Raw genomic sequence first — 14,386 nt, forward strand, 5'->3', positions numbered from 1 at the left:
GGGTCTGGAGGCGTACGACTCCGAGGTCACCGGCCAGACCGCCGTCCCGTCGCTGTCGCCCGAGGCGCTGGCGGCCGTCGAGTGTCGGGCGGCCCGGGGTCGGGCGGGCGGGTCCGGTGCGGGTTGCCACGAGAGAAGTGCGTCACAGGGCCGTGTGGTTCCGCCATCGGCCCCTCGGACCTACGCTCAAGGTCATGTTCGCTGCCTACGCCGCCCGAATCGACCGCGATCAGCCCCTGACCGGACTTGAGCTCGGCGAACGTCCCGAGCCCGAGGCCCGTGCCGGCTGGACCACCGTGACCGTCAAAGCCGCTTCGCTCAACCACCACGACCTCTGGTCGCTGCGCGGGGTGGGGCTGCCCGAGGAGAAGCTGCCGATGATCCTCGGCTGCGACGCGGCGGGCATCGACGAACACGGCAACGAAGTGGTCCTGCACTCCGTCATCGGCCAGACCGGCCACGGGGTCGGCCCCGACGAGCCCCGCTCCATCCTGACCGAGCGCTACCAGGGGACCTTCGCCGAGCGGGTCACCGTTCCCTCGTGGAACGTGCTGCCCAAGCCCAAGGAGCTCTCGTTCGAGGAGGCCGCCTGCCTCCCGACCGCCTGGCTCACCGCGTACCGCATGCTCTTCACCAACGCCGGGGTGCGGCCGGGCGACTCGGTCCTGGTGCAGGGCGCCGGCGGCGGCGTCGCCACCGCGGCGATCGCGCTCGGCAAGGCCGCCGGGCTGCGCGTCTTCGCCACCAGCCGTGACGAGGCCAAGCGGAAGCGGGCCGTCGAGCTCGGTGCCGTGGAGGCGTACGAGCCGGGCGCGCGGCTCCCGGCGCGCGTGGACGCGGTCATCGAGACCGTCGGCGCGGCCACCTGGTCGCACTCGGTCAAGTCGCTCAGGCCGGGCGGCACCCTCGTCATCTCGGGCGCCACCAGCGGCGACCGGCCCTCGAACGCCGAGCTGACCCGGATCTTCTTCCTGGAGCTCAAGGTCGTCGGCTCGACGATGGGTTCCAAGGACGAGCTGGAGGACCTGCTGTCGTTCTGCGCGGCCACCGGCGTGCGGCCGGTGATCGACGACGTACTGCCGCTGGACCGGGCCCGCGAGGGCTTCGAGAAGATGGCCTCGGGCGAACTCTTCGGAAAGATCGTGCTGACGACGTCTTGATGGACCGTCAGGTCTACTGATGGGATCTCCGGCACCGCGAACACACCGTCGTGCCGGAGGTTTCCCGTGTTACGTACGCCCCTCGCCGCAGCCGCCGTCGTCGCGGCCGCCCTCGCCGCCCTGCTCGCCCCGCCCGCCGCCCACGCCGGGAGTCACGGCGATGACGCCGGTCCGACACCCGCCGGCCGGACACCCGCCCTCACCGACGCGCACGGCCGGACCCTGACGCTGCGGGGCTGGAACGTCGAGGACAAGGCCGGCCGCGGCGAGAACGCCCTGGCCGCGGTCGCCGAACGGCACTTCCGCGACATGCGGGCCAAGGGCTTCAACTTCGCCCGGCTCCTCGTCTTCTGGGACGACCTGGAGCCCCGGCCCGGCCGGTACAGCCAGGCGTACCTGGAGAAGATCGAACGCGTCCTCGGCTGGGCGCAGAAGCACGACGTCCAGGTGCTGATCGACGCCCACCAGGACGTCTTCGGCCCGGCGTTCGGTCACCGCGGCGTACCGGAGTGGGCCACCCGGACGGACGGGCTGCCCTTCACCCCGCACCCGGACGACTGGTTCGCCGAGTACTTCGAGCCCGCCGTGCAGCGCGCCTTCACCCATCTCTACCAGGACGAGGACCTGCGGCGCGCCCAGGCGGAGATGTGGCGGGTCCTGGCCGATCGCTTCGCGGACCATCCGGCCGTCCTCGGCTACGACCTGATCAACGAGCCGATGGGCGAGCTGCGGGAGGGCGAGGACCTGCCCACCGCCGCCCGGCGGATCGAGCGGGAGCAGCTGACCCCGATGTACAACCGGCTCGCGGACGCCGTCCGCACGGTGGACCGCGACACCTGGCTCTTCGTCGAGCCCACCCCGATCGTCGGCGAGGGCGTCCCCACCGGCCTCGGCAGGATCGACGACCCGAAGGTCGTCTACGCCCCGCACTTCTACAACACGGCCATGGAGGCGGGCGCCGACTACGACCCGGCCGCGGGCTGGATCGAGGCGTACGAGCAGGCCGTCACCCGCTACCCCGAGGAGTACGGGGTCCCGGTGGTGGTGGGGGAGTGGGGGCCGCTCAACAACGCCCTGCCGAACATGAACCGCTTCTACCGGGACGCGATGGCCTCCCTCGGCCGGTACGGCTCCGGATGGGCCGGCTATGTGTGGTGCTACGGCGGCGGGTACTGCGCGGTGGACGGCGCTGGAGCCTTCCGTACGAACAAGGAGCTGACGGCCGAGCCGTACGCGGAGGCGGTCGCGGGCACGGTCCGCTCCTCCGCGTACGACTCCGGGAGCGGGGTCTACCGGCTGGAGTACGACTCCGCGCGGCGCGGCCCCCGGCAGACGGAGCTCTCCCTGCCCCCGGGGCGGTGGAAGGTGGCGGCCGACGGCAGGGCGGTCGTGCTGCGCGTGGAGCCCGGCAGGGCCTGGATCCTCGCCGCGCCCGGCACCCGGGTGACGGTCACCGCCACCCGGGGCTGACGGCAGCCGTCGCCCCCGTCAGCCAAGACCGTCCTCCGGGGGTGGTACGGCCGGGGTGGCAGCCCCGGCCCGACACCGGTCCGGGGGATCAGCGGTCGTGGTTCCGGCCCGGCGGGTGCAGCAGGGCCGTGATGTGAGCCGCCGCCGTCGACAGATGGCGGCGGGTCTCCGCCAGCTGGGCCGCGTCCACCCCGTGGTCGCGCGCCGCGTCGCGGATGTCGTCGCGGAAGCGGTCCAGGAGCCGGTCCAGATCGCGGGCCGGGTCGCCGGTGGGTTCGTACTCCTTCGCCCACTCCGACGCGGCCTCCTCGGCGGTCTCCGGCTGCTGAGCCGCCGCCTTGGGGTGCGTCGTCCCCGTCACCAGGCCGCCGAGCTGGGCGGTGAGGTCCGAGATGCCCTCCCAGACGCCCGAAGGCCAGTCGCCCCGCGCGAACCGGTCCTGGACCTGTTCCTGGATCTGCCGGGCGATCCGCTGGAACTCCTTCGCCTCTCGGCGCGCCGACTGGGCCTCGGCGCGGGCCTGGCGCGTCTGCTCCTTCCACTCCTGCTGGGCGCGGCGCAGCTCCTCCTTGGCGTCGGCGAACGGGGAGTCCTTGCGCCGGGTCTCGCTCGCCGCCGCGCGCATCTCGCTGCGCAGCTTGCCGGCCGCTCCGCGTACGTCGTCGCGGATCTCGGCGGCCAGCTCGGAGACCGACTCGCGGATCTCCCGCTCCAGATCGGCCAGTTCACCGCCGCGCCCGGCCAGCTCCGCGCGGCCGGCGTCGGTGATCGAGTAGACCTTGCGGCCGCCTTCGGTGGCGTGCGTGACCAGGCCCTCGGCCTCCAGCTTGGCCAGGCGTGGATAGACCGTGCCCGCCGAGGGGGCGTACAGGCCCTCGAAGCGCTCCTCCAGGAGGCGTATCACCTCATAGCCGTGCCGGGGGGCCTCGTCGAGGAGCTTGAGCAGATAGAGGCGCAGTCGGCCGTGGGCGAAGACGGGCGGCATGTCACAGCACCTTTCCGGGGGTGGTGGGCGCGTCGGGGGCGGACGACGCGAAAGGCTCGTCCTCGGCCGGTTCCGGGCGGCGCAACAGCGCGATCGAACCGGAGAGCGTGGTGGCCTTGAGTGTGCCCCGGCCCGTCCCGAGCGTGCCGGTGATGCTCTTGGCGCCCCACTGCCCGCCGACCCGCAGGTCGTCGAAGGCGTTGGAGACGGCGCCGCTGGTGGTGTTCGCCTCGACCCGGGCGTCCGCCGGGTGCGGCAGGCGGATGGCGACCTCGCCGGAGACGCTGGTCAGCCGGATGTCCGCAGGCGGCCCCTCCCGGTGGCTGGGGTCGAGGTCGATGACCATGTCCCCGCTGACCGTCTCCGCCTTGACGGAGGCGCCGGCGCCCTCGATCACCGTCACGTCGCCGGTCACCGAGTTGATCCGCAGGGCGCCCGTGACGGACTGGGCCTCCAGGCTGCCGGAGACGCTCTCGGCGCGGACCGGGCCGGAGATACCGACGAGCGTGGTGTCGCCCGTGACGCCCCTGATGTCCGTACGGCCCCGGATGCCGGAGATCACGGCGCCGGCGCCGACCACGCCCACCTCGACGTCCACGCCGGCCGGGACGGCGACGGAGACGACGGCCCTACGGTGGTGGCCCTTGCGGTCGAACCACTTGAGGAAGCCCTTCCAGTGCAGGTCCTCGTAGGTCACGGTCAGCGTCGAGCCGTCCTGGGTCACGATCAACGGCGGGCCCTCGATCTCCGAGACCTCCAGCCGCACGGTCGCCTCGTCGGTCCCCACGACGTTCACCGCGCCGTTCACGATGCGCACCTGGAGCCGGGACACGGGATCGGTCAGCGTGAGTTTCCTGGGCTCGGCGACGGACCACTCTGTCATGGTGCTGTCCTCCCGTATCGACGGCGCGGCGGCGCGGTGACGCAACATATCGCGTCTCTCCCTGAACACGATATATCGCGGTGCGGGGAAGTCAACCCCCTTCAAGCGGTGGCATTCGCCTACGTATGCGGACAAATTGACCTAGCGTATGGGCCATGAACGCGAGAACCGGACCGCGCCCCGTCGGGGCGCTGCTGCTCTGCCGTGCCGATCCAGCGGCGGTGCGTCCACCGGCCCAACTGCTGCGGGAACAGCTGCTCCTCGCCCCGGCCGGGACCGACTGGAGCGTGCTCGTCCCCGAGGGGAAGCCCTGGCTGCACGGCGGAGAACCCGTCGACCGGGTCGTCACCGGCTGGGCCACCGCGCTGGCGGTCTCCGCCGCCACCTGGCCCGTCCTCGCGCTCTGGTGGGACGCGGACCGGGCCGGGTTCACCCTCGCCGCCGGATTCCGCCGCACCGTCGGCTACACCTGGCTCACCGACGGCACCCCGGTCGGCGAGGACGAGGCCATGCGCACCTTCGCGGCCCGGCTCGCGCTCGATCCCGTTCTGGACCTCCAGGCCCTGGGGCAGCTCACCGAACCCGACGCAGAGGCCGACGCCGACACCCGGCTCCTCGGCCTCGTGGCCGTCCTCGCGCGCGTGGGCCTGCGGCTGCCGACCGGGCTCACCCCGGGCGAAAGCGCCGACCGGCTCCGCTCGGTCGCCCTCGCCCAGGGCGCCGAACAGCTCGAATGGTCCGGCTGGCGCGATGCCGTGCGGGCGGAACTGGACGCGATGGAGGGCGGCCGTCTCGGCCCGTACCTGCGCGGACCCCGGGCCCGGCTGATCGGCGCGGCGCAACTGGGCGCCGGTCTGCCGTTGCTCGCCTGGGGCATCACCCGCCGCAGCGGCGGCTGGACGGCGGCGGGGGCGCTCCTCGTCACGCACGGGGCGCTCGGTCTCGCCTACGACCGGCTGCGCGGGGCGTAGCGCTCGCGGGCCCGTCCGCCGGGGGCCCGCGGGTCTCAGGTCCTACGCGTCGTCCTCGTCCTCGTCGTCCAGACGGGCCAGCCAGGTCGCGAGGCGCTCCACCGGCACCTCGAAGTCGGGGTTGAGATCGACGAACGTACGCAGCTGCTCGGCGAGCCACTCGAAGGAGACTTCCTCCTCGCCGCGCCGCTTCTCCAGTTCCTCGATGCCACGGTCAGTGAAGTACATGCGATCAGGATAGGCCGTGTGTCCGACGGCCCCTCGCGCATGTCAGCGCCACGGTCTAGCCTTCTGCATCATCGTTCCGGGGAGCGGGGGGCCGCTGTGACGCATGGGATCGCTCGTGTACGGCTGGACGACGGGACGCCCGTCTGGGCCCGGATCAGCGGAGCCGAGGAGCTCGACCGGGGCGACGGTTTCCAGGACACCGGGATCGGCGACCGGGTCGTCTCGATGGCCGGCGGGCTCACGGACGTGGTGCGCGGGGTGGTCGGCTCCCTGCGGGCCGGGCTCGACCCGCAGGCGCCCGTGGAGGTCGCGGTCAGCTTCGGCATCGAACTCTCCGCCCAGGCGGGCAAGGTGATCGGAGTCCTCGCGGACGGCGGCGGCACGGCCTCGGTGTCCGTCTCCCTGACCTGGACCGAACCGGGCCCGACCCCCGAACCGGGCCCGACCGCCGGACCCGGCCCGACCGCCGAACCTGCCCCAACCCCCGGACCCGCCTCCGGGGCCGGTTCGGCGGAAGGTTCCGCCTCCGGCACCGGCCCCGGGCAGGCTTCCCCGCCGGTTCCCGCCCAGGCCACGTCCGGCGCCGCGCCCGACACCGGCCCGCGTCACCGCCCGGCGGCCGATGGCACCGTATGAGCGCCCTCGACGCTCTCGTGCGCTCCGCCCTGGTGCGCATCTCCGACCCCGCCGATGGGTATGACGGGCGCAGCGAGCGGTACTGGGGCTCCGGCTTCTTCATCGCCCCGGGCTGGGTCCTGACCTGCGCCCATGTCGTGGCCAAGGGGGGAAGCGCGGTGTGGAGACACGAGCGGGCCGTCGGCGTGGCCTGGCAGGGCGGGGCGGCCGCCGGGCAGGTGGTCCTCGCCGAACCGCACCCCGAGCGGTCCGAGCAGCGGCTCGACCGCTGGGACTTCCCCGACATCGCCCTCGTCCGCGTCCCCGGCGCCCAGGACGTCTCCTGCGTACGGCTCAGCGAACGCCCGCCCGTCATCACCCGGCCCATCCCGGTGAGCCTGCACGGCTGGTCCCGGCAGACCGGCAGGGCCGGGGTCCGCCAGGCCGTCGGCGAGGCCCACGCCGTCGACGGGCAGGCGCTCCTGCTCCGCTGGACGCTGCCCGTGGAAGGGTGCTCCGGCGGACCCGTCGTCGATCTCAACAGGGGCGCCGTCATCGGCCTCAACAAAGGACGGGGCAGGGACGAGGGCGCAGCCGTCCCCATCACCGCACTGCGCCGGCTCTACGACACACCCGGCGGCGAGATCCTCCACGAGGTCATGCGCGACCACGACCGCCACCACCTCGGCCGGTACCGCTCGCTCTCCGGCGACCCCGACTGGACCCGCGAGCAGATCCGGCTGCGGCCCCCCACCACCCAGGGCGTCGGCCCCGGGCGCCGCATCCACCTGTACGGGCGCCTCGCCGAACTGCCCCCGCCCGCAGGGCCCGGCGAGGTGATGAACCTCGTCGACGACGTCAAGCGCCGCGTCCTGCACGACGACTTCCGCTCCGTCCTCGAAGCCGACCCGCGCACCTGGCGGGAGGGCGTCGGACTCCTCCACGAACTGCGCGACCCGCTCCGGGAGGCGATCCAGGACCTCGGCCTCAACGCCGTCTTCCTGTACGCCGCACGGGTCGCCCGGCACGTCGTCGACCTGCACGGGGACAGCCCGGCCGTCGAGAGCCTCGTCCGCTGGATCACGGACGAGGCCGTGGAGGCCCATCCCGCCATCCAGCAGGAGATCGCCCAACTCCTCGCCTCCGGCCGCCCGGACGCCGTCGCCCCCGTCCCTGCCCCCGCGGCCGCCCTCGCGACCGCGACCGTACGAGAACCCGGGGCGCGCGCCGACGTCCTCGTGGAGATCGACACCCCTCACTACGGCACCCGCTTCCCCTGGCGGGTGAAGCTGCTCTTCGACGGGCGCACCGTCAGCCCGCTGCACGGCGACGACCGGGGGGTGGAGCGGGAACGGCTGCCCGAGACCCTGCGCGGACCGCTCACCGACGCGCTGCGCCGCGGCGACAGCGGCGAGCATCTGGCCGCCGTCGAGGCGGTGTTGCCGCGCGAGCTGTTCGACCTGCCCATCGACAGCTGGCGCCCCTCCTCCGACGACGAGCTCGTCGACGAGTTCTCGCTGACGCTCGGACAGCGCCGGATCGTGGTCATCCGTGACGCCGGCCGCCGCGCCCGGCCCCCCTCGCACGAGTGGCTCAAGCGCTGGCGGGCCGCCGAACACGAACCTCTCCGGGCCGTTCCACTGCGCGCCGAGGTCCTCGGTGCCGGCCTGAGCCCGCACACCGCGCACATCCGGCGCGAGACCCCGAGGGAGGCCTACGCCCGGCTCTCCGACGCCGAGGGCGGCGCGGTGCCCGTCTACTGCGGACGGGTCGGCAGCGGCGACGGCCTCAAGGCCATGGCCGCCGCGCTGGCCGCCGGCCACCCCCTGGCCCTGTGGCGGACCGGACCGCACGACCACACCGACTGCGCCGAGTTCCACGAGCGGGCCGGGCGGCTGCTCCTGGAGGCCGGGAAGGCCGAGGGCCTGCACCGCCCCGTCCGTACCCTGCGGATCAGAGCCGGCGACGAGGAGGCCGATCCGCGCGACCGGTCCGCCTACGCCTGGGCCGAGAACCTCGCCGTCCTCTTCGACCCGCCCGACCGGCCCCCGCACGACCCGCCGCTCCACGGTCCGCCGATGCTCGGCGAGGACCCCGCGTGAGGGCGCGGCGCGCGCGCCCGGCGCCTGCGCCGGCCAAGGCTCCGCACGGGCCGGCCCCGGGAGAATTGGTCCGGTTTGAGCATCGGCAGCTCCGCCCACGGAGCGGTACGTTCGACCTGCCCGGCCACCCCACCACAGCCAGGAGGAGTCCAGCGTGAACGATTGGCGGATCTACCGTGGTGCCGGCCATCCGCACGACGAGATACGGCGGTTGCCGCCTCCGCCCCCGTGGCGCGACTTCACCACCGGTCCCGACGACACCGACCCCGGCTCCGAACGGCGGCTCGGAGTCCGCCGCCGGCTCGTCCAGAACCACCATCCCCGGCCCGCCGAGACCGACGCCGTCAACGCCGCGCTCTACCTGCGCAGACCGCTCCTCGTGACGGGCAACCCCGGCACCGGCAAGTCCACGCTCGCCCACGCCGTCGCCCATGAGCTGGGGCTCGGCCGCGTGCTCCGCTGGCCCATCGTCAGCCGCTCGACGCTGCAGGACGGCCTCTACCGCTACGACGCCATCGGACGCCTCCAGGACGTCCAGCTGGAGCGCGCCCAGGCCGGGTCGCCCGTGCCCGCCGCCGCCCCGGCCGGCATCGGCTCGTACATCCGGCTGGGACCGCTCGGCACCGCGCTGCTTCCCTCCGAGCGGCCCCGCGTGCTGCTCATCGACGAGCTCGACAAGAGCGACCTCGACCTGCCCAACGACCTGCTGAACGCGCTGGAGGAGGGCGAGTTCGCCATCCCCGAGCTGGAACGGCTCGCCGACCGGGAGCCCGTGGTCGAGGTGCTCACCGACGACGGCCGCAAGGTGCCGGTGCACGGCGGCCGGATCCGCTGCAGCACCTTCCCCTTCATCGTGCTCACCTCCAACGGGGAACGGGACTTCCCGGCCGCCCTGTTGCGGCGCTGCATCCGCCTCGAACTGGAGCCGCCGGGCGAGGAGCAGCTGGGCGCCATGATCGAGGCCCATCTTGGGGCGGAGGCCGCCGCCGGCGAGCAGGGCCTGGTCAGCCGCTTCCTGAACCGTGAACCCGGCGAGGTCATCGCCACCGACCAGCTCCTCAACGCGATCTACCTGACCCAGCACGCCCCCCGCACCGAGCGGGTGACCCGGGAACGCATCGCGGACATGCTCATGCAGCCGCTCGATCAGCCGAGGTGATGGCCGGATGCATCGGATGCATCTGGAAGAGCTCACCCGCAGACTGCGGGCCGGTGGCCAGGACCCGACCGCCGAGGAGATGGCGGACGCGGTCTGGCTGGCCCAGTGGCTGCCGCACGCGCCCGCGGACCCGGGCGCGGAGCGGACCACCGGCCCGCCCGCCCCCGGCCCGTCCGGCGAGGGGCGCAAACGGGCCGGCGGCGCGGGGACGGAGCAGATCCGCGAGACCGGCCCCGCCCCCGACCTCCGCGGCGACCGCACCTCCGAGACCGTCGCCCTCCACATGGAGTCGGGCGGAGCCCGCCGGGGCGGCGCCGGCGTGCGCGGCGGCGCGGCCCTGCCCGTACGCGCGCCCGGCGCCAACGCCCTGCCCGGGCTGCTCGGCCTGCAGAAGGCGCTCCGTCCCCTGCGGCACTCCACCCTGTTCCCGCCCCGGCCGGGCGAGGGCCTCCTCGACGAGGAGGCGACGGCCGAGCGCACCGCCGCCGCGGGCATCCTCACGCCGGTCCTGCGCCCCGCCGCCGGCCGCCGCCCCGACATCCAGCTCCTCATGGACACCGGTCCCGCCATGGTCGTCTGGGCCAGGATGGTGGAGGAACTGCGCCAGGCCTGCCAGCAGTCCGGCGCCTTCCGCGACGTCCAGGTCCACCGCCTGTACGACACCGGCGAGGGCCCGCCGCTCGTCACCACCACATCGGGCACCGACGGCCGCCCCCGGCTGCGCCCGGCCGACCAGCTGCACGACCCCACCGGCCGCCGCCTCACCCTGATCGTCAGCGACTGCGTCGGACCCCTCTGGCAGCGCGGCGCGGTCCAGCGGCTCATCCACCAGTGGCCCCGGCAGTCCCCGCTCGCCGTCGTGCAGCCGCTGCCCCCGCGCCTGTGGCCGCGCACCGCGCTCACCGTCGAGCCCGGTACGCTGCTGCGCCCCTCCACCCCCGGCGGACACACCGTCTTCCAGCCCGACGAGGAGCCCTGGGAGCCGGTCCCGGCCGACAGCCGGGCCGTACCCGTCCTCACACCCACCCCGGAGGCGTTCGCCTCCTGGGCCCGGCTGTTCAGCGGCCACGGCGCCGGCCCGGTCCGCGGCTGGGCCGCCCGGATCGACCCGGAGGCGGTACGGCGGGAGCGCGCGGCGCCGCCCGCGGCACCGCCCCGGCCCCCGCGCGGCGACGACGAACTGCTGAGCGCCTTCCGCGCCGGAGCCTCGCCCGGCGCCCTCCGGCTCGCCGTCCACCTGGCGGCCGCGCCGCTGACCCTCCCCGTCATGCAACTGGTCCAGCGCGCGATGCTCCCCGACACCGGCCCCATGGAGCTGGCCGAGGTCCTCCTCAGCGGGCTGCTGAGACAACTGCCCGGCCCCTCCCCGTACCCCTGCTTCAGCTACCCCCCGGGCGTACAGCAGTACCTCCTGGGCTCGCTGGACCGCAGCGCGGCCGCTCTCGTGCTCAAGCACTGCTCGGCGTACGTGGAGCGCAACTTCGGCCAGAGCATGCGCAACTTCCCCGCGCTCGCGGCGGCCCGGCTCGCCGGCCACGACCCCGAGGACGAAGAGCCCGCGACGGCGGACGAGTCCGACGAGCCGACCGGCCCGCTGGGCCCCGAGCCGGAACTCTTCGCCCGCATCCCCGCGCGCGTGCTCCGCTTCTACCACCCCGACCTCGTCACCCCCGAACCGCTCGCCGAGGCCGAACGGCTGCTCGCGCGGGGCCGCGGCCAGTCCGACCCGTCGCTCCTCGCCGACGCCCGCGAACGGGCCGAGGCGGCGCTCCCAGACGATGCCGTCCGCGCCCGGATCGTGCTCGGCCGGATCCTGCACGCCGAGGCCGGCACCGGCGCCGTACGCGGCACACGGCGGCGGCACGAGCTGCTCACCCGGGCCGTGGCCGAGCTGGCCCGGGCCGCCGAGCTGGCCGGAACCGGCAGCCGGGAGTGGGCCGACGCCCGGCTCGAACTCGCCGTCGTCCACCACGCCCTGTGGCGCCACACGGACGACCCCGCCCACCTGGACGCCGCCCTCGACGCGCTCGCCGGAGACCCGGGAGACTGGCCCGAGACCGACCACCCCGCGCTCCACCTCCTCCACCTGCGCCGGGGCCGTCTGCTGCTCGCCCGCGGCGACGGCCCGGCAGCGGTCGCCGAACTCACCGCCGCACTGCGCCTGACCGAGAGCGGCCCCGTCCTGCTCGACCTTGCCGACGCCCTGCACCTCGCCGGAGCCGACCCGGCCGAGATCGCCTCCGTACTCGACCGGGCGGGCGGCACCCTCGGCGACAGCGCCGCTCTGCGGCTGCGCTGGACGACGGCCAGGGCCAGGCTGTACGACGCCGTCGGCGACGCGCAGGCCGCCGACGCGGCCTACGAGGAGGCCACGCTGCTCGCCCCGGACGACAGCGAGCGGCGCGGACGGATCCTGATGACCTGGGGCGAGTCGCTCATGCGCCGCGCCGCGGCCGACACCGGCACGCAACCGGTCGACCGGGCCGAGAGCGTGCTGCGCGAGGCCCTCACCCGCCTGCCCGCCGACGCTCCGGGCCGCGACCGTGCCCGGATACTGATCGGCAGCGTGCTCGCCCTGCGCTTCCACCGAGCCGGCTTCCTGCCCGACCTGTTCGAGAGCCGCCACCTCCTCGAACAGGCCGCCCGGACCACCCGGGACGCCGGCACGCGCTCCGAGGTGTGGCTGCAACTGGGCCGGGTGAGACTGGAGTTGAGCGAGACCGCCCGGGACGGCGTGCTCGCCGACGCGCTCACGGCGTACGAACGCTCCTGGGAGGACGCCAGGGCCGCCCACGGCGACACCCCGGGCACCGTCACCGGCGCCCGCGCCTTGCACGCCCAAGGCGCCGTCCTGCGGCTGATGGGGCGGAACGGACGGGCCCGTACGGTGCTGCGCGCCGCGGCCGAGCAGTGGTCGCGACTGGTGGCCGCCGGGGTGGAGGTGGACCGGAACGACGTCGAACGGACCAGGGAGTCGCTGGCCGCGACGGGCACCGGACGGGAGCGGGCCACGGCGCGGCTCTCCGAGGGCGACCGCCGCCGGATCGCACCGCCCTGGTGGGCCTGGAGCGAGACGGCCTGAGAGGCGAGCGCGGAGACGGCTGGATACGGGGGGCGTGAATGGGCGCAGTTGAGTCGAACGGGTTTCTGACTTCCTGGCGTCGGGAAGAACCGGTCCGCCGCTACGACCGTGGGGGACAGGCGTCGGTGAGGAGGAGCCGAGGGTGTTGGAGCACACGGAGTGGGCGACCGGTGTCGACCGGGACGCCGGTCAGGCTCCGCCCCTGCCCGATCTCACCGCTGTCGACCTGCGGACCCTGCGCGTCATGGACCATCCCGACCTCGTGGCCGCGGTCGACCGGGTGCTCGGCCGGTCGCTGGAGCTGGGCGAGTCCTGGGTCAGCGAGGGCAACCCCTGACGTCCACCGCGCCCACCGCCTTTTTCCGGTCAGATGCCGCCCACGGCCGGTGGCCGGTCCCGGGGGCGGACGATGACGGCCGCCCCGCTGTCCGCGGCCGACCTCGCCGAGCTGGCCAGGACCGGCCCGGCGACGTCCGCGATGGCCAGGCTCGACGCCGGACTCCGCTCACGTCGGCTGCTGCTCCTCAAGGCCCTGCTGATACGCGTCCAGCGCCGGCGCGAGAGCGTGGACGGCGCCGTGGTCCGGCGCTTCGAGGCCGCCTGGACCCTCCTCGAACAGGCTGAGCGCACCCACCCGCGCGTGGTCCGCGCGGTCCTCGACTATCCGACCACCGGAGCGTGGCTCGCCGCCGCGCTCGCCGCACCCGAGGGGCCCGCCCTCGACCGCAGGCTCGACCGGCTGGAGTCCATCGCCGTCACCGCCGCCCTGCGGGCCGGCTGCCCGCTCGACCTCACCGTCTCGGCGCCCGGTGGCGTCTTCTCCCTGACCGGCGTCGGACGGCTCCGGGTGGAGGAGGAGCGGATACGGCTGCGGACCGCCGCCAGGGTCGTACGGCTGGGCCCCGAAGGGTCCCGTACCGGCCACGCCGTCCTCCTCCTCGCCGACCCCCGCTCCGGCACGCTGACCGGGCTCGGCCCCGGCTGGACCCCGCTGCGCACCTTGCCCGGCGCCACCGCCGTCCTCGACGACCTGGACCCCTACCGGGTGCCACCGGACGGGGTCGGCGCCCCGCCCCGTGCCGCGACCGAGCACGCCCGCACGGACGCGGGCGCCTGGTCCGGGCGCTGGCGCGCCGCCCGCCACCTGCTGCGGCAGGTCGACCCGGCCCGCGCGGCGGAGGTGGCACGGGTGGTGCGGACGGTCGTCCCGCTGACCGCCGGCGGCCCCCGGCAGGCACCCATGAGCGCCACCCTCCGCGCGGCGCCCGGAGCCGTCCTCGCCTCCCTGCCGTCGAGCGCGCGGACGATGGCCGAAACCCTCGTCCACGAGATCCACCACAGCAAACTGGCCGCGCTGCACGAAGTCGTACCCCTGCACCGCCCTGGGCGGCCGGCCCGCCACCAGGTCGGCTGGCGCTCCGATCCACGGCCCATCGCCGGAGTGCTCCAGGGGGCCTACGCCCATCTCGCCCTCACCGACCTCTGGCGCCGGGCCGCCGCGACCGACGGGCTGCCGACCGCGTGGCGGACGGGGGCCGGGCAGCAGTTCGAGCGCTTCCACGATCAGGTGGGCGGGGCGCTCGCGATCCTGCTTGAATCCGATGAACTGACCATCACCGGGCGGGAGTTCGTCCGTGAAATGAACAGGCACCATGCGAGCCTCGACACCGGCCGCAAGGCCCGTGGGTAACACTGTGTCGACGAACGATGACAGCACGTGGCGCGTGAACG

Annotated in this window: 12 protein-coding genes; 9 read left to right on the plus strand and 3 right to left on the minus strand. The window is 74.6% G+C overall.

Annotated features, from left to right (window positions below; all coding sequences use genetic code 11):
- Positions 1 to 194: 194 nt before the first annotated feature.
- Together ACWDX6_RS26345 and ACWDX6_RS26350 are read left to right on the plus strand one after the other, a co-directional pair.
- The gene (locus tag ACWDX6_RS26345) at positions 195 to 1,160 is read left to right on the plus strand and encodes a zinc-binding dehydrogenase (protein ID WP_403288428.1); all 966 of its coding nucleotides are present in this window, start codon (positions 195 to 197) and stop codon (positions 1,158 to 1,160) included.
- A 66-nt stretch (positions 1,161 to 1,226) separates the two neighbouring features.
- Entirely contained in the window at positions 1,227 to 2,630 is a 1,404-nt protein-coding gene (locus ACWDX6_RS26350) for a cellulase family glycosylhydrolase (RefSeq protein WP_451487367.1), read from the plus strand.
- Positions 2,631 to 2,718: 88 nt separating this feature from the next.
- Here the strand turns inward: ACWDX6_RS26350 and ACWDX6_RS26355 are convergent, their stop codons facing one another.
- Both ACWDX6_RS26355 and ACWDX6_RS26360 read right to left on the minus strand, forming a co-directional pair.
- Positions 2,719 to 3,615, minus strand: coding sequence for a helix-turn-helix transcriptional regulator (locus tag ACWDX6_RS26355; RefSeq protein WP_451487368.1), 897 nt, complete (start codon positions 3,613 to 3,615; stop codon positions 2,719 to 2,721).
- A gap of 1 nt (position 3,616) precedes the next feature.
- Positions 3,617 to 4,498 (minus strand): DUF4097 family beta strand repeat-containing protein, encoded by an 882-nt coding sequence (locus tag ACWDX6_RS26360; protein WP_451487369.1) that lies wholly within the window; start codon positions 4,496 to 4,498, stop codon positions 3,617 to 3,619.
- 155 nt (positions 4,499 to 4,653) lie between these two features.
- On the opposite strand from ACWDX6_RS26360, the gene ACWDX6_RS26365 reads away from it, so the two are divergent.
- The gene (locus ACWDX6_RS26365; protein WP_451487370.1) at positions 4,654 to 5,469 is read left to right on the plus strand and encodes a hypothetical protein; all 816 of its coding nucleotides are present in this window, start codon (positions 4,654 to 4,656) and stop codon (positions 5,467 to 5,469) included.
- Positions 5,470 to 5,511: 42 nt separating this feature from the next.
- Here the strand turns inward: ACWDX6_RS26365 and ACWDX6_RS26370 are convergent, their stop codons facing one another.
- Complete coding sequence (locus ACWDX6_RS26370) at positions 5,512 to 5,697, minus strand: DUF6104 family protein (RefSeq protein ID WP_403288434.1); 186 nt, start codon at positions 5,695 to 5,697, stop codon at positions 5,512 to 5,514.
- A 96-nt stretch (positions 5,698 to 5,793) separates the two neighbouring features.
- Here ACWDX6_RS26370 and ACWDX6_RS26375 point away from each other — a divergent pair, with 96 nt between their 5' ends.
- The 6 genes from ACWDX6_RS26375 to ACWDX6_RS26400 all read left to right on the plus strand — a co-directional run bounded on the left by ACWDX6_RS26375 (position 5,794) and on the right by ACWDX6_RS26400 (position 14,345).
- Entirely contained in the window at positions 5,794 to 6,333 is a 540-nt protein-coding gene (locus tag ACWDX6_RS26375; protein WP_451487371.1) for a CU044_2847 family protein, read from the plus strand.
- A complete protein-coding gene (locus tag ACWDX6_RS26380) occupies positions 6,330 to 8,414 on the plus strand; it encodes a VMAP-C domain-containing protein (protein WP_451487372.1) in 2,085 nt (694 codons plus the stop codon). The genes ACWDX6_RS26375 and ACWDX6_RS26380 overlap by 4 nt, the downstream gene beginning before the upstream one ends.
- 154 nt (positions 8,415 to 8,568) lie before the next feature.
- Positions 8,569 to 9,573, plus strand: coding sequence for an AAA family ATPase (locus ACWDX6_RS26385; RefSeq protein WP_451487373.1), 1,005 nt, complete (start codon positions 8,569 to 8,571; stop codon positions 9,571 to 9,573).
- Between the two features lie 7 nt (positions 9,574 to 9,580).
- Positions 9,581 to 12,655 (plus strand): SAV_2336 N-terminal domain-related protein, encoded by a 3,075-nt coding sequence (locus ACWDX6_RS26390; protein WP_451487374.1) that lies wholly within the window; start codon positions 9,581 to 9,583, stop codon positions 12,653 to 12,655.
- Positions 12,656 to 12,797: 142 nt separating this feature from the next.
- Positions 12,798 to 12,992, plus strand: a complete 195-nt coding sequence (locus ACWDX6_RS26395; protein WP_356894450.1) for a hypothetical protein — start codon at positions 12,798 to 12,800, stop codon at positions 12,990 to 12,992.
- A 72-nt stretch (positions 12,993 to 13,064) separates the two neighbouring features.
- A complete protein-coding gene (locus tag ACWDX6_RS26400) occupies positions 13,065 to 14,345 on the plus strand; it encodes an aKG-HExxH-type peptide beta-hydroxylase (protein ID WP_451487375.1) in 1,281 nt (426 codons plus the stop codon).
- Positions 14,346 to 14,386 lie beyond the last annotated feature (41 nt).

The organism is Streptomyces sp. NPDC003027 (genome assembly GCF_053591435.1).